Origin of the sequence: Bradyrhizobium sp. LVM 105 (assembly GCF_003957705.1) — a bacterium.
Lineage (GTDB): Bacteria > Pseudomonadota > Alphaproteobacteria > Rhizobiales > Xanthobacteraceae > Bradyrhizobium > Bradyrhizobium frederickii.
In genome coordinates this window covers 722,930-737,204 of sequence record NZ_QZMV01000001.1, presented here as the reverse complement: position 1 = coordinate 737,204, position 14,275 = coordinate 722,930, and the positions used below count along the sequence as shown (strand labels likewise).

14 protein-coding genes are annotated in these 14,275 nt (G+C 66.5%); 2 read left to right on the top strand and 12 right to left on the bottom strand.

All coding sequences use genetic code 11. The annotated features are described in order from the left end of the window. Positions 1 to 157 precede the first annotated feature (157 nt). The 4 genes from D6B98_RS03515 to ubiT all read right to left on the bottom strand — a co-directional run bounded on the left by D6B98_RS03515 (position 158) and on the right by ubiT (position 3,626). Positions 158 to 1,015, bottom strand: a complete 858-nt coding sequence (locus D6B98_RS03515) for an SDR family oxidoreductase (RefSeq protein WP_126255523.1) — start codon at positions 1,013 to 1,015, stop codon at positions 158 to 160. 102 nt (positions 1,016 to 1,117) lie between these two features. Then, on the bottom strand, positions 1,118 to 2,062 hold the full coding sequence (gene ubiV / locus D6B98_RS03510) for a ubiquinone anaerobic biosynthesis protein UbiV (RefSeq protein WP_126255522.1): 945 nt from the start codon (positions 2,060 to 2,062) through the stop codon (positions 1,118 to 1,120). 41 nt (positions 2,063 to 2,103) lie between these two features. Further along, complete coding sequence (ubiU, locus tag D6B98_RS03505; RefSeq protein ID WP_164718410.1) at positions 2,104 to 3,081, bottom strand: ubiquinone anaerobic biosynthesis protein UbiU; 978 nt, start codon at positions 3,079 to 3,081, stop codon at positions 2,104 to 2,106. Beyond that, the gene (gene ubiT, locus D6B98_RS03500; protein ID WP_126255520.1) at positions 3,081 to 3,626 is read right to left on the bottom strand and encodes a ubiquinone anaerobic biosynthesis accessory factor UbiT; all 546 of its coding nucleotides are present in this window, start codon (positions 3,624 to 3,626) and stop codon (positions 3,081 to 3,083) included. Before ubiT ends, ubiU begins: the two co-directional genes overlap by 1 nt. Positions 3,627 to 3,726: 100 nt before the next feature. Between ubiT and D6B98_RS03495 the strand changes: the two genes are divergently transcribed. Both D6B98_RS03495 and D6B98_RS03490 read left to right on the top strand, forming a co-directional pair. Then, positions 3,727 to 5,256, top strand: a complete 1,530-nt coding sequence (locus D6B98_RS03495) for a UbiD family decarboxylase (protein ID WP_126255519.1) — start codon at positions 3,727 to 3,729, stop codon at positions 5,254 to 5,256. Continuing rightward, positions 5,253 to 5,849, top strand: a complete 597-nt coding sequence (locus D6B98_RS03490) for a UbiX family flavin prenyltransferase (RefSeq protein WP_126255518.1) — start codon at positions 5,253 to 5,255, stop codon at positions 5,847 to 5,849. Before D6B98_RS03495 ends, D6B98_RS03490 begins: the two co-directional genes overlap by 4 nt. Positions 5,850 to 5,886: 37 nt before the next feature. Here D6B98_RS03490 and D6B98_RS40485 read toward each other — a convergent pair whose 3' ends face one another. From D6B98_RS40485 to D6B98_RS03450, 8 genes are all read right to left on the bottom strand, one after another. After that, positions 5,887 to 6,042, bottom strand: coding sequence for a hypothetical protein (locus D6B98_RS40485; protein ID WP_205680442.1), 156 nt, complete (start codon positions 6,040 to 6,042; stop codon positions 5,887 to 5,889). Positions 6,043 to 6,259: 217 nt separating this feature from the next. Then, entirely contained in the window at positions 6,260 to 7,768 is a 1,509-nt protein-coding gene (locus D6B98_RS03480) for a glycerol-3-phosphate dehydrogenase (protein ID WP_126255517.1), read from the bottom strand. Then, the gene (locus tag D6B98_RS03475; protein WP_126255516.1) at positions 7,768 to 8,526 is read right to left on the bottom strand and encodes a class II aldolase/adducin family protein; all 759 of its coding nucleotides are present in this window, start codon (positions 8,524 to 8,526) and stop codon (positions 7,768 to 7,770) included. The genes D6B98_RS03480 and D6B98_RS03475 overlap by 1 nt, the downstream gene beginning before the upstream one ends. Positions 8,527 to 8,545: 19 nt before the next feature. After that, positions 8,546 to 9,586 carry a 2-hydroxyacid dehydrogenase gene (locus tag D6B98_RS03470; protein ID WP_126255515.1) on the bottom strand — a complete coding sequence of 347 codons (1,041 nt, stop codon included), beginning with the start codon at positions 9,584 to 9,586 and terminating at the stop codon, positions 8,546 to 8,548. Beyond that, positions 9,579 to 11,159 (bottom strand): FGGY-family carbohydrate kinase, encoded by a 1,581-nt coding sequence (locus D6B98_RS03465; RefSeq protein ID WP_126255514.1) that lies wholly within the window; start codon positions 11,157 to 11,159, stop codon positions 9,579 to 9,581. The genes D6B98_RS03470 and D6B98_RS03465 overlap by 8 nt, the downstream gene beginning before the upstream one ends. Beyond that, positions 11,156 to 12,271 carry an ABC transporter ATP-binding protein gene (locus D6B98_RS03460; RefSeq protein ID WP_126255513.1) on the bottom strand — a complete coding sequence of 372 codons (1,116 nt, stop codon included), beginning with the start codon at positions 12,269 to 12,271 and terminating at the stop codon, positions 11,156 to 11,158. The genes D6B98_RS03465 and D6B98_RS03460 overlap by 4 nt, the downstream gene beginning before the upstream one ends. 22 nt (positions 12,272 to 12,293) lie before the next feature. Next, positions 12,294 to 13,400 carry an ABC transporter ATP-binding protein gene (locus D6B98_RS03455; protein ID WP_126255512.1) on the bottom strand — a complete coding sequence of 369 codons (1,107 nt, stop codon included), beginning with the start codon at positions 13,398 to 13,400 and terminating at the stop codon, positions 12,294 to 12,296. A 4-nt stretch (positions 13,401 to 13,404) separates the two neighbouring features. Next, on the bottom strand, positions 13,405 to 14,262 hold the full coding sequence (locus D6B98_RS03450) for a carbohydrate ABC transporter permease (protein WP_126255511.1): 858 nt from the start codon (positions 14,260 to 14,262) through the stop codon (positions 13,405 to 13,407). Between the last annotated feature and the right edge of the window lie 13 nt (positions 14,263 to 14,275).

Here is a 14,275-nt window from a genome sequence, read left to right as displayed (position 1 = left end):
GGCGGGCCCTCAGGATGAGGACTGGGTGGCGCGGCAATCGTTTCGACAAGCACGAATGCTGCTTAGCCTCATCCTGAGGAGGCCGCGAAGCGGCCGTCTCGAAGGACGAGGCGTGCGCTCAGATCTCAACACGCTCCAGGCGCGTTCGATCAGATGATCAGATGAACGGCTTCCCGCCGGTGACGGCGAGCGTCGCTCCCGAAGTGTAGCTCGAGAGCGGATCGGCCAGCATGACATAGGCGGTTGCGAGCTCGGCCGGCTGGCCGGCGCGCTGCATCGGGACCTGCTTGCCGAAGTTCTTGACCCTCTCCTCCGACATGGTCGACGGGATCAGCGGCGTCCAGATCGGACCCGGGGCCACCGCGTTGACCCGAATGCCCTGCTCGGCCAGCATCTGGGCAAGCCCACCCGTAAAATTCTGAATGGCGCCCTTGGTCGTGGCGTAGGCCAGCAGCGTCGGGTTTGGCATGTCCGAGTTCACCGACGCCGTGTTGATGATCGCAGCGCCCGGCCGCATATGGGGGACGGCGGCCTTGGTCAGATAGAACATGGCGTGGATGTTGGTCGCGAACGTGCGCTGCCATTCCTCGTCGCTGATGTCGGCGATGTCCTTGAACGTGGCCTGATGCGCAGCATTGTTGACCAGGATATCGATGCCGCCGAGTTCCTCCACAGTACGACGCACGATCGACCGGCAGTGATCGGGATTGCTGATATCGCCGGGGATCAGGACGACCTTGCGTCTCTCCCGCTCCACCAGCGCCTTGACCTCGGCCGCATCCTCGTCCTCGTTCAGATAGGAGATGACGATGTCGGCACCTTCACGCGCATAGGCGATCGCGACCGCACGGCCGATGCCGCTGTCGCCGCCGGTGATCAGCGCCTTTTTTCCTGCCAGGCGCCCGGCGCCCTTGTAACTCTCCTCGCCATGATCCGGCCGAGGCCGCATCGCCCGCGTCGAACCGGGCATCGGTTGCTGCTGCGGCGGATAGGGAGGCTTTGGATAATCGGTCATGGACAACTCCCGGGAAGTTTGCTGCGCTAACGGAGCGCCGCCGAAACTGTTCCTGGCGATTTCCTGGCGATTTCCTGGGATTATCCGGACGAAACCCTAGCTCTATCCGGATTGGACGGCCCCGATCTGCGACACCGGGCCGTGCGCATCCCCCGATCGGGCCTGACGATAGAGGTGACCCGGCTCCGCCCACAGGAACCCATTCGAAAACGGCACACCAGGATAGGCCGCCGCAAGCCGGCGGTTGCCGCCGTCGACATCGTCGCGACCGTCGAGCACGTCGCGAAAGGTCCTGGCGACGGCGACCATGTCGCAATCCTGCGGCGACAGGCGCAGCGAGCCGACATTGCTCTCGCGCAACAGGCCGGCCTCCCCAAGCAGATTGGCGCAGGTGTGAGACAGGGTCTGCACGCCGTTGATGGTCAGAAAATCCTGCTGCTCCAGCGTGTTCAGAATCAGACCATCCGGATCCTTCTCACAGACGAAGCGGCAATTATCCTTGGCGAGCTTGTGAAGGCGCGCATGATAGCAGCGGGCGGAGATCGCCAGCGGCACCCTGCCGAACGCGAACAGCTCGATCGTGACATCGGGAACGGCCTTCGCGATCGCCGCCACCGAGGCCAGCGGCAACTCGGGCGGCAGGCAGATGCGCTCCGCCCCCTGCGCGGCGTGAAAGGCCGCGCTCGCCTCGTTGTAGATGTTGACGAAGGGCCCGATGGCATGCGGCCGGCCTGCGAGCGCCCTGAGACAGGTCAGATCGTTCACCTCGACCAGCACGCCTTCAGCCGAAGCGAGCTCTTCGGTCTGGCGGCGCTCGCGCCGCAGCGAGACCAGGATCAGCGAGCCCAGCAGCACCTGCTTGCCTGCCTTCTGCAACCGTTCGACCACGGCCGGGATGTAGTCGGCGATGAACGGCGACCGTTTCGAGCAGACGACCTCGCCGACCGATACGATTTCGACCGGCGCTTCGTCGGCGATACGGAAATAGAAGTCGCGCCAGCGTTCCGGCGCCCAATTGTACAGAACTGGACCGAGGCTGAGTTGCATCGCTGGATCTCACATATTCGAAAAGATCAACGCCAGGTCTTTTAGCGCCAGGTCTTGCGATAGGCGCCGAGCGTGGAGGCCTGGCCTTCGGTGAACGGCTTCAGGCTCGCAATGTCCGTCTCGCTGCCGCTCTCGAGCGCCGCGAGCGCATGGCGGAAATGGCGCACCACGCTTTCGACATAGGCGCGGCCGCGCTGGCGGCCCTCGATCTTGAGCGCGGTCACGCCCGCATCGCGCAAACCCCTGAGCAGGGTCGTGGCGTCCAGGCTGACGGGATCTTCGAAAATGTAAGCAGCGCCCTGTGCGGTCGAAAAACGGCCCTTGCACAGCGTCGGATAGCCGGCGGGCTCGCTCGTCCCGAACCGGTTGATGGTGAAGCCGCCGAGGCTGGACTTGGTCCCCTCCGCGGTCTGTTCGTAGGTCACATGGCTCGGCGGCGAGCAGACGCCCTGCATGTTCGGCGATTTGCCGGTGGCATAGGACGACAGCGAGCAGCGCCCCTCGGCCATCACGCAGAGGCCGCCGAACACGAAGACCTCGGTCTCGCAGGCCGACTCCCGGGTGATCTCGGCGATCTCCGGCACGCTCAGGACACGCGGCAGCACGACGCGCCGCGCCCCGAAATTTTCGGCATAGAAGGCGATGGCGTCCGGATTCGCGGCCGCGGCCTGAACCGAGACGTGCAAGCGCTGGCTCGGATGGCGCCGCGCCGTGTAGTCCATCAATCCGATGTCGGCGAGGATCAGTGCATCGGCTCCGGCACTCACCGCATCGTCCACGGCGCGATGCCAGATGTCGACGGCGGCGGCGCGCGGGAAGGTGTTGATGGCCACAAGGATCTTCGCGCCGCGACCATGCGCCAGCGCGATCCCCTTGCGCAGCTCGTCGCGGCTGAAATTCAGCCCCGGAAAGTTGCGCGCGTTGGTCTCGTCGTTGAAGCCGCAATAGATCGCGTCGGCGCCGGCATCGATGGCGCTCTTCAGCGCCGCCGGCGTCCCGGCGGGACAGATCAGTTCCATCATCTCGATTGCTCGCTTTGCCCCGATGAGCCGATCACATGACCCCGGGCGGCATCGAACACGCGCCTCGCCGGCGCGCCCAGCGGGCCGAACAGCGAAGACAGTTCAGTGGCGAGATCGAGCTGGGCGTCGTCGATCGCATTGCGCAGCGCCAGCACCGCCTCGACATCGCCCTCGACGACGAGCTCGCGCGAGAACATCAACGCATCGCCATCGACCCTGCCTTCGAGCAGAGCCAGCAGATTGGCGAGCGAGGCCGAGATGCGCGCATCCAGACCTTGCGGCAGCTCGCGCACGACGGACAGGCGCGGCGGCTTCGCCTCGACCACGAAGGCAAAGGGCAGATCGATCGGCCTGATGCCGAACCGCGCGCGGGCGTGCACGCCCAGCCGGTCGAATATCGCAGGGTTGCGCCGGTGGATGCCCCGCAGGACAGCGCCGAGAGCGAGCTGCAACGGCAGCAGAGGCAGCGGACGCATGGCCAATGCGACAAGCGGCGGAATCGTCGGCAATGGACCGGACGATGCGGCGGACGGGTCATTCATGACGCCACATCTGGACGGAATGCACGCCGCTGTATTTGAGCCGGAACAATGAAGACCAAAAACAGGCCGGCTAGCTGTGATTTTTTGGGAGCTTCTCCAGTTGCAACGTGATGTGCCGCGCTTCCGCGACCTTGCCGACTTCCTGCGCTTCATCGAAAGCCGGGGGCAGTTGCGACGCATTCGCGAGAAAGTCTCCGTCGTCCACGAGATCACGGAAATCCACCGGCGTGTGCTCGGGGCACACGGGCCGGCATTATTGTTCGAGCAGCCCGTCAAGGCCGACGGCCGCCCCTCGGAGATGCCGCTCCTCACCAATCTGTTTGGAACGGTCGAGCGGATCGCGTGGGGCATGGGGGTCACGCCCGACCGCCTCGAAGAGCTGGGCCAGCTGATGGCCGAGCTGCGCGCGCCGCGACCGCCCAACAGCATCAGGGAGGCCTTCGGCAAGCTTCCACTCGCCCGCGCGGCACTGGCGACGCGCCCGCGCACGCGCGCGGCCGCCCCGGTGCAGGATTGCGTCGCGATGGGCCCCGACATCGATCTCGCGAGATTGCCGGTGCAGATCTGCTGGCCCGGCGAGCCGGCGCCGCTGATCACCTGGCCGCTCGTGATCACCGTGCCGCCGGCCTCCGCCACGGCCGACCAGGAGGAGAATGTCGGCGTCTACCGCATCCAGGTGCTCGGTCGCGACCGCGCCATCATCCGCTGGCTTGCGCATCGCGGCGGCGCCCGCCATCACCAGCAATGGAAGGCGATCGGGCGCGACATGCCGGTCGCGATCGTCATCGGGGCCGATCCAGCCACCATCCTGGCCGCGGTGCTGCCGCTGCCCGAGACCATGTCGGAGCTGCGCTTCGCCGGAATCCTGCGCGGCGAACGGCCCGATCTCGCGCCATGCCTCACCGTCCCGCTCGCGATCCCGGCCGAGGCCGAAATCGTCATCGAGGGCTTCGTCTCCGCCACCGAGACCGCGCCCGAGGGCCCGTATGGCGATCACACCGGGTACTACAATTCCGTCGAGGAATTTCCCGTGATGCGCGTGACTGCGATCACCAACAGGCGGCAGCCCGTCTATCTCTCGACCTTCACGGGCCGGCCGCCGGACGAGCCGTCGCGGATCGGCGAGGCGCTCAACCGCCTGTTCGTGCCGCTGATCCGTCAGCAATTCCCTGAAGTGACCGATTGCTGGCTGCCTCCGGAGGCCTGCTCCTATCGCATTGCGGTCGCGGCGATCAAGAAGCGCTATCCCGGCCAGGCGCGGCGGCTGATGCTCGGCCTGTGGTCGATGCTGCCGCAGTTCAGCTACACCAAGCTCCTGATCGTGGTCGACGACGACATCGACGTCCGCGACTGGCAGGCCGTGATGTGGGCGGTCTCGACGCGCAGCGACGCCTCGCGCGATCTTGTGACCCTCACCGACACGCCGATCGACTATCTCGACTTCGCCTCGCCGAAATCGGGGCTCGGCGGCAAGCTCGGCATCGACGCCACCACCAAGATTCCACCCGAGACGGATCGCGAATGGGGCGTTCCGCTGACCATGGATCCCGCCGTGGTCGCACGTGTCGATGCGATGTGGTCGAGCCTCGGCCTTTCCGGTGCGCCCGCACGCACACCGGTCCCCACATGAGCGGGCGGCAAGGCCTGATCGTCGGCATCAGCGGCGCCTCGGGCGCCGCGATCGGCATGCGCATCGTCGAGCTGCTGGCCGACGATCCGCACTACGCAGTGCACCTCGTGGTCTCGCCCGCGGCCGAGCGTACGCTGAGCGAGGAAGTGGGGAGCGATGCGCTGGCGCGGCTGCGCGCGCTCGCCTTCCGCCATCATCTGCATTCGGACGTCGGCGCCGCGATCGCCAGCGGCTCGTATCCGGTCGCGGGAATGATCGTGGCGCCGTGCTCGATCCGTACGCTCTCGGCCATCGCCTGGGGGCAGCTCGAGAACCTCCTGACGCGCGCGGCCGACGTGCAGCTCAAGGAGCGGCGCCGGCTGGTGTTGCTGGTCCGCGAGAGCCCGCTGCATCTCGGCCATTTGCGCAGCATGCTGCAGGCAACCGAGATCGGCGCGATCATTGCCCCGCCGATGCCGGCCTTCTACCTGAGGCCACAGTCGCTGGATGAGGTGATCGACCAGATCGCCGCCCGGGCGATCAATCTGCTCGACCTCGCGAAGCTTCGCGCACCCGCAAAGGTCTGGTCGGGATCGGGCTCCGACGGCGTCTAGCCGGCGCAGCGGCTCCCGTCACGGCCGCCTCGCCGGATCAATTCACCTCGGCAAAGCCGAGCGATGACCTCACGCCCGGCGAGATCATCGAGGGCTGCCAGGGCGGCTCGAACGTCATGGTGACGTCGATCGGGGAGATTTCCGATTCCAGCCAGCACAGACAGTCATCGATACGCGTTTCATCCTGCTCCATCGGCAGAGCAGTTAAGTGCTCGCCCTCACAACTCACTTCAAAGCCACATCCCTCGAAATGCGGCCATCGGCACTTGCCGTCGATAGATCTTCTTGATCGGCCAGTGCACGTTGTGCGCACGTCGTCTTCCAACTAATCGAGGTTCGGATGGCTTCGTGGTGCGGCAGGCCGGCGGCATCGGGCACGCTTCGCTGCGACGCGCCATGGTGGCGGCGACCTAGATGAGGCGGGCAAAGGCGTCCCGTTGCGCCTGCGTCAGATGCAAGCCATGTTTGGTACGCCGGTCCAGGAAGTCCGCGGGCGCCCTGGCCCACTCCTTCTCGCGCAGGAACGCGACCTCACGTTCGTAAAAGTCGCCACCGAAATGCCGGCCGAGATCGGCCGAGACGCGGGCCGGACCCAGCAGCTCGCGCGCACGCGTGCCGTACAGGCGCGCATAGTGATGGACCAGCTTGCGCGGAAGATCGGGATATTCGCGCGCCAGTTCGACGATGAAGGCATCGAAGTCACTCCCGATGTCGCCGCCCGGCAGCTTCCGTCCCGCCGTCCAGCTGGGCGACATCTGCGGAAACCATGGCTCGAGACGTTGCAGCGCGTGTTCTGCGAGCCGGCGGTAGGTCGTGATCTTGCCGCCGAAGATCGAGAGCAGCGGCGGCACGCCTTCTGCGCCGTGAACCTCGAAAACATAGTCGCGCGTGACCGCCGAGGGGTTCTCGGTATTGTCGTCGTAAAGTGGCCTTACGCCGGAAAATGAATGAACGATCTCCCGCTCGTCCGGCGGGGCGCGAAAGTAACGGCGCAGGACGCCGAACAGGTAGGCGATCTCGCCCTCGTCGATCGCAACGTCTTCCACGCCGCCGTCATAGGAAATGTCCGTCGTGCCGATCAGCGCCAGATCCCTCTCGTAAGGGTTGACGAAGATGACGCGACGGTCCGCGTTCTGGAGCAGATAGGCCTGCGGCCCACTCCAGAATTTTGGCACAACCAGGTGACTTCCCTTGACCAGCCGCACATTGTGCGAGGAGTTCAGCCCGGCGACACTCTGGACGACGTCCTGGACCCAGGGACCTGCGGCATTGACCAGCGCTCGCGCCCGGACGATCTGCGTACCGCCGTCATCTCCCTGCATCTCAAGGTGCCATACGCCCGCTTCCCGGCGCGCACGCAACGCGCGGGTGCGGGGCAGGATGATCGCGCCGTTGTGCGCGGCATCAACCAGATTGAGGATCACGAGCCGGGCGTCATCGACCCAGCAATCCGAGTATTCAAACCCGCGGCGAAACTCCGAGCGCAGCGGCGCGCCCTCAGGCGCGTGCGTGAGATCGAGACCACGGCTCGACGGCAGACGCTTGCGACCGCCGAGATGGTCATAGAGAAACAGCCCGCTGCGAACCAGCCACCCTGGCCGCTGCTCGGGCGAGTGGGGCAGCACGAAACGCATCGGCCAGATGATGTGCGGCGCGGAGGCGAGCAGAACCTCGCGCTCGATCAAGGCTTCGCGCACCAGGCGAAACTCGTAATACTCGAGGTAGCGCAGCCCGCCGTGAACGAGCTTGCCCGAGCGCGACGAGGTGCCCTCGGCAAGATCACCCTTCTCGCACAGCAGAACCTTCAGGCCGCGGCCCGCCGCATCGCGCGCGATGCCGGCCCCGTTGATGCCACCGCCGATGATGGCGATGTCGACCAGCCCGTGATCCCTGCCCGCGTGCGGCGCAGCCCCGGTCATCACGTCCTGCTGCGCTTCTTCTCGACCCGTTGCCGCGCTGCCGCCTTTGCCGATGCGCCCGCCCTGCCCGGCTTCGGCCTGGAAGCCCTGGACTTGGAACCTTCGGGCTGCTGGAGACCGTAGGTCGAGAATCCCTTCGCGGTGTCGGCGATCTCGGCTTCGCTGAGAATGTGCGGCGATCCCAATGCAAGCGAGAGATAATATTGCCGCGCGATGGTCTCGAGCTCGACCGCCAGCCACATCGCCTTGTCGAGGTTGGCGCCGACCGCGATCATGCCGTGATTGGCCAGCAGGCAGCCGTTACGGCCTTCGAGCGCGGCGAGCGCCAGCTCGGACAATTCCGCCGTGCCGTAGCGCGCGTAGCCGGCGCAACGGATGTCATTGCCGCCGAACGCGGCCATCATGTAGTGGCAGGCCGGGATCGGCTTGCGCGCGATCGCGAGCACGGTCGCATAGGTCGAATGGGTGTGGACGACGCCGCCGACATCGGGACGGCCGCGCATGATGTCGAGATGAAAGCGCCATTCGGTCGACGGCTTCAACGGCCCGTCCCAGGAGCCGTCGTCGCGATCGAGCGGCATCGCTGCGATCATCTCCGGCTTCATCGCGTCATAGGGCGTCGCGGACGGCGTGATCAGCATCCGGTCCTTGTAGCGGGCGGAGATGTTGCCCGACGTGCCCTGATTGAGGCCCGAAGCGTTCATCCACCGACATTTGGCGATGATCGCCTCGCGCAACTGTCGCTCCTCGCGGGTCATGGCAAGATACCTTTCGTCTTCAGCACGGATTGAGCGGCGGCTCGCCGGCAAGATAGCGGCGAACCTCTTCCGCCGCCTGATCGGCGGCAATGGTGACGGTGCGCAACGAGGCTCCAGCAATATGGGGCGTCAGCGTGACGTTAGGCAATTGCAGCAGCGGCCAGTCGGCGGGCACCGGCTCCACGGCAAAGGTGTCGAGCATGGCCCCGCCGAGCCGTCCGGCCGACAGCGCCTCGAACAGCGCCTGGTAGTCGACCAGGGGGCCACGCGCCGTATTGATGAAGATGGCGCCCGGCTTGACCTGCGCCAGCGCCGCGCGATCGATGAAGCCGGTGGTCTCGGCAGTCACGCGCGCATGCAGGCTGATCACGTCGGCGCGCGCCAGGAGCTCGCCGAGGCCGACATGCTCGACGCCGTCATTACGATCCTGCGCGCTGAGCTGGACGTAGGGGTCCGTCACCAGGATCTTGCAGCCGAACGCCTTGAGCAGCTTTACGACGCGCGTGCCGATCGCGCCATAGCCGACGATGCCGACGGTCATCTCGCCGAGCTCGCGCCCGGTGCGATCGGCGCGATAGAGGTCGCCGCGCCATTCGCCGCCGCGCAGGTATTCATGCCCGCTGCGGATCAGGCGCGTTTCAGCGAGAATCGCGCCGATGGTGAACTCGGCCACGGCGCTGGCGTTGCGGCCGGGCGTGTTGACCACGAGCACCCTGTGGTCGCGCGCGGCCTGCATGTCGATATTGACCGGGCCGCCGCGCGAGACCGCGATGAATTTGAGGCCCGGCAGGCGCTGCAGCATCGATCGCGAGACCGGCGCAAGATGCGTCACCAGCAATGCCGCGTCGCCGATGAAGTTCACGACCTCATCGGGATCGCCCATGAACTCCTTCAGTCCGTCGAGCTTGGAGCCGGCATAGCCATGCTCCATCGGCTCGTCCGGCCATGGCTGCTCCAGAACGCGGATGTCGATGGCGCTGCCACAGGCCGCCGTGATCCGTTCGGCAAAGACCTTCGGCAGCATGAAGCGGTCCCCGACGATGGCAATCTTGCTAGGCATGGCCGGCTCCCGCACGCACGGCCGCGAGTTGCTTCCAGACCGGCCGCGCCGCGAGCCTGGCATTCAGATAGGCCGGAAACAGCCGTCCATAATGCGACGCCAATGCCGCGTCCGGCGTTTGCGGCGTCGCAAGATATGGCCGCACCCACGCATCCGCACAGGCCGTCATGTCCGGATAGAGGCCGGTCGCCACCGCCGCGATCATGGCGGCGCCGGCAGCGCCCGCCTCGCCGCGGCTACAGACGCGCACGTTGCATTCGAGCACAGCGCCAAGGATCGCGCCCAGTGCGCGGCTCCGCGCCGCGCCGCCGGTGATGCGCAGGTCGCGCGGCAGTGCGCCCATCGCGGCGTAGCAATCGCGGGCGGCGAAGGCGAGCCCTTCCATCACCGCCCGCATCAGATCCCAATAGCCGTGGCGGGTGCGCAACCCCAGGAATTGCGCGCAGGCCTCGTGCGCGACGAACGGGCCGCGCTCGCCGGCATCGGAAATGAACGGGTGGAACAAGAGTTCGCCGGGTTGCGCTTGCATGACGCGCTCATCGAGCCGTCCGATCAGATCGGCGCGCGAGCGCGCGATACCTTCGGCGGCGAGCAGATCGCGTGCGAGGTCCAGCAGCCAGTCGATATTCAGCGTCGCCGCCATGTTCGATTGCATCTGCGCATAATGACCGGAGACCGGAAACGGCATGGTATAGCCGGTGGCCTCGGCATTGAGGACCACCGCATCGGCGCTGGGCGCGAGGCGCATATGCATGCCGGTCGAGCCGATGATGGTGCAGCCGACATCGGGAGCCGGATCGTAGAGTCCGGCCCCCAGCGCATTGCAGATCACGTCGACATAGCCGAGCGAGACCGGAACGCCCTGCGGCAGACCGATCTCGCGCGCCGCGGCGGCGTTCAGCGGATGCGTGGTCACGACACCGTCGACGACGTCGGGAAACAGGGGCATGCAATCGGCGATCCCGATCAGGCGCGCGGTTTCGGCGTCGAACCGGCGCTTGCGGAAATCGCCGCAGGAGAAGGTCGCCTCCGACGGATCGGTCGCACGCTCGCCGGTGAGCAGGAAATACAGCCAGTCCTTGCAATGAAAGGCGGTGCGGGCGCGCGACAGGGTCTCGGGCGCATGCGCCTCCAACCAGGCCAGTTGCGGTCCTTGCTGGCAGGCATTGAGCCCCGAGCCGGTCCGCCGATAGAGCGCCGCATTGCGCTCGCTGTCGCGGATCCGCTCGACGAGGCCGGCCGCGCGGGAATCCAGCCACAGCAAGGCGGGCGCGACGGGACGGCCGTCATCATCGATCAGCCAGGTGCCGTCGCCCTGGCCCGTCACCGCGATGGCGGCGAGCCGCGATGCGAGATCGGGGATCGCCACCACCAGGCCGCGCAGGGCGGCAATTGTGTCGTTCCAGGTCCGCGCCATGTCCTGCTCGACATGGCCGCCGGCTGACGTCGTGTAGCTGTTCGGAAGCGCGTATTCGCCGAGCTGCCGCCCGTCGCGCGTGAACGCGACCGTCTTGATCAGGGACGTGCCGGCATCAATGCCGATGATGACGTCGCGGCCAGGCAAGATGCTCATGGTCGGGCTGCCTCCGCATGGTGAATGCAGTTGCCGTCGGCGCCAAACAAATGAAGATGCCGTGCCTCCAGCGCGAACGGCAGGATGTCCCCGGGCCGCGCTGTGATCTTGTTCGGCGTCACCGCGATGAGGAGGCGGCCGTCGCATTCGCCTGCGACATGCGACTGGTCGCCCAGCCACTGGTTGGAGACGACGCGCACGCGCACATCGCCGCTGCCGACGGCGATCTTCTGCGGTCTTATGCCGACGCGCAGGCGCGTGCTCTGCGCGAGCGCGCGGCCGGCGGCGGCATCGAGCGTTTGCCCTTCCAAGCTGAACGCGAGATCCGCCCCGATCGAGAGGCGAAAACCGCCATCGGCCTGCGCCACCTCGGTCTCGAGCAGGTTCATCGGCGGCTCGCCGATGAAGCTCGCAACGAACAGGTTCGCCGGATGATCCTTCAGCTCCCGTTCGCTGGCGAACTGCTGAAGCACGCCATCCTCCATGACCGCGATGCGGTCGGCAAGCGCGCTCGCCTCGGTCTGATCGTGGGTGACGAAGATCGCCGTCATGCCGCGCTCGGCAAGCAAGCCTTTGATCCGTCCGCGCAGCACCGCGCGCAGCTGCGGCTCGAGCTGGCCCATCGGCTCATCCAGCAGATACAGATCGGCATCGCGCACCAGGGCGCGCGCCAGCGAGACACGCTGCTGCTGCCCTCCGGAAATCGAGCGTGGATAGCTGTCCAGGATATCGGCGATCTCGACCAGCTGCGCGATCGCCTCGACACGCCGGGTCACCTCGGCATACGAGAGCTGCTGCGCCTTCAGGGCGAAGGCGATGTTCTCGCGCACGGTGAGCGGCGGATAGAGCGAATAGCCTTCGAAGGCCATCGCCACCCTGCGCTTCGCCGGCGGCAATTGGTCGATCCGGCGCCGGCCGAGCGTGATCGCCCCCGAGGTGACGCTCTCGAAGCCCGCGATCATCCGCAAGGTCGAGGTCTTGCCGCAGCCCGACGAGCCCAGCAGCGCGACGATCTCCCCCTTGCCGACCTCCATGTCGAGCGCGCGCACCGCATGGACCGGCGGCTTGCCGCGGCTCTGATAGACCTTGTCGACCTTGCTGATCTCGAGCATGCCCATGCCTATCCCGGTCTCCTCATGCCGCCTGCCGTCGATGCGACAGTCCGACGCGCAGACCCGTTGCACGGTCGAACAGAAGCGCCGTCTCCGGCGCGAAGCGAACGAAGACCCCGTCCTCCGCGCTCGCCATGGCCGAGCCCTGCGGCAGGGCGGCGAGCCACTCGGATCCGTCGGCGAAGCGCAGCAGCAGCACGGCCTTCTCGTGCATCGGCGTGACCGCGACGATACGCGCCGGCATGGCGTTTTCGCCGGCTTGGCGGCTGATGACGAGATCATCCGGACGCACGCCGAGCCAGCACGGACCGTGATCGACGATCGCGAGATCGGCGGCGTCGAGCCGCACGGGCGTCCCCGCCACCTGCGCGCTGAGCCCGCCCTGCGCGGCGACCGGCTCGACCTCCGCGAGATTGATGCTGGGATCGCCGAACAGGCGCGCGACCGCAACCGACGCGGGCCTGGCATAGATCTCCTCGGGACGCGCGACCTGCACCAGGCGGCCGTCGACCAGCACCGCGATCCGGTCGGCGATCGCCATCGCCTCGCGATAGTCCTGGGTGACGTAGAGGACTGCGGCCGAGCTCCGCCGCAGCAGGCTCGGCAATTCGAGCCGCATCTCGTAGCGCAGCTTGGCATCGACATTGCGCAAGGGATCGTCGAGCAGCAGCACATCCGGGTTGCCGATCAGGGCGCGCGCGAGCGCGGTGCGCTGCTTCTGCCCGTTCGACAATTCGCGCGGCCTGTGGCCGAGCACATGCTCGATCTTCAGCAGCCGGCTGATCGACTTGACCCGGCTCGCCACCTCCGCGGCGCCCGCCTTGGCTCGCAGGCCGCTGGCGATGTTGTTCTGCGCGCTCATGTGGGGAAACAGGGCAAAGTTCTGGAAGGCCATGCCGATCCCGCGCTGCTCGGGCGGCGCGCCCACGATCGATCGACCGCCGACCAGGATATCTCCCTCGTCCGGTTCGAACATGCCCGCGATCATGCGCAGGAGCACGGTCTTGCCGCTGCCGGACGGACCGAACACCGCGACGATTTCGCCGGGCTCGACCGCCAGCGAAAAATCCTCGGCGCAGCGGACCGGGCCGAACGACTTGCCGACGGCGTTGAGTTCAAGACGCGCCATGCTGTCAGCCTTTCACCGCACCGAGCGACAGGCCTTCGACCAGATAGCGCTGCGCGTACAGCGCGAGCAGCAGGGTCGGCGTGACCGAGAGCACGATCGCGGCTGCGATCTGGCCGTACTGAATGCCGGACGCCGTGACGAACGCCAGCGCACCCACGGTCACAGGCTGCTTGTCGGCCGAGGCCAGGATCAGTGCGAACACGAAATTGTTCCAGCAAAAGATGAAGGACAGCAGGCCGGCTGCCGCGATGCCAGGTCCTGCGAGCGGCACCGCGATCCGCGTGAATGCCTCGCGCCAGGTATGACCGGCGAGGCGATAGGCATGCTCGATGTCGGGGCTGATGTCCTCGAAATAGCCGCGCACGATCCACAGGATCAGCGGCAGCGCGATGAGCTGATAGACCCAGACGATGCCGAAATAGGTGTCGTTGAGGCCGAGCTGCTGGTAGTACAGCGACAGCGGCAACAGCACCAGCAGCGGCGGCGCGAAGCGGAACGACAGCAGCGTGAAGGCGATGGTCTCGCCGAGCCGGAACTTGAACCGCGCAAAGGCGTAGGCCGCGGGCACGCCGAGCAGCAGGGCCAGCACCACGGCAGCGCTCGACAGCGCAAAGCTGTTCACGAGGTTGCGCATGAAGGATATTTCGAGATTGCCGGCAGCGGTCCGCAGCTGCCCCGAGATCAAGGCCTGGTAGTTGGCCAGCGTCGGCTCGAACAGGATGTGCGGCGGAATCCGCAGGATCTGCTCGTTGGCCTGGAACGACATCAGGAAGATCCAGACGATCGGAAACATGAAGAACACGAGCACGAGCGCGAGCGCCATACCGCGGAAGATTCGTCCTGCGAGACTGGAATGATCCATCGCCGCCTCCCGT

What these genes read in the sequence shown, in the direction of transcription:
- D6B98_RS03490 (WP_126255518.1), top strand. Translation starts at nt 5,253, where the DNA reads ATGAGCGGGCGGCAAGGCCTGATCGTCGGCATCAGCGGCGCCTCGGGC.
- ubiU (WP_164718410.1), bottom strand. Translation starts at nt 3,081, where the DNA reads ATGGAACTGATCTGTCCCGCCGGGACGCCGGCGGCGCTGAAGAGCGCC.
- D6B98_RS03470 (WP_126255515.1), bottom strand. Translation starts at nt 9,586, where the DNA reads ATGCCTAGCAAGATTGCCATCGTCGGGGACCGCTTCATGCTGCCGAAG.
- D6B98_RS03465 (WP_126255514.1), bottom strand. Translation starts at nt 11,159, where the DNA reads ATGAGCATCTTGCCTGGCCGCGACGTCATCATCGGCATTGATGCCGGC.
- D6B98_RS03460 (WP_126255513.1), bottom strand. Translation starts at nt 12,271, where the DNA reads ATGCTCGAGATCAGCAAGGTCGACAAGGTCTATCAGAGCCGCGGCAAG.
- ubiT (WP_126255520.1), bottom strand. Translation starts at nt 3,626, where the DNA reads ATGAATGACCCGTCCGCCGCATCGTCCGGTCCATTGCCGACGATTCCG.
- D6B98_RS40485 (WP_205680442.1), bottom strand. Translation starts at nt 6,042, where the DNA reads ATGGAGCAGGATGAAACGCGTATCGATGACTGTCTGTGCTGGCTGGAA.
- ubiV (WP_126255522.1), bottom strand. Translation starts at nt 2,062, where the DNA reads ATGCAACTCAGCCTCGGTCCAGTTCTGTACAATTGGGCGCCGGAACGC.
- D6B98_RS03475 (WP_126255516.1), bottom strand. Translation starts at nt 8,526, where the DNA reads ATGACCCGCGAGGAGCGACAGTTGCGCGAGGCGATCATCGCCAAATGT.
- D6B98_RS03480 (WP_126255517.1), bottom strand. Translation starts at nt 7,768, where the DNA reads ATGACCGGGGCTGCGCCGCACGCGGGCAGGGATCACGGGCTGGTCGAC.
- D6B98_RS03455 (WP_126255512.1), bottom strand. Translation starts at nt 13,400, where the DNA reads ATGGCGCGTCTTGAACTCAACGCCGTCGGCAAGTCGTTCGGCCCGGTC.
- D6B98_RS03515 (WP_126255523.1), bottom strand. Translation starts at nt 1,015, where the DNA reads ATGACCGATTATCCAAAGCCTCCCTATCCGCCGCAGCAGCAACCGATG.
- D6B98_RS03450 (WP_126255511.1), bottom strand. Translation starts at nt 14,262, where the DNA reads ATGGATCATTCCAGTCTCGCAGGACGAATCTTCCGCGGTATGGCGCTC.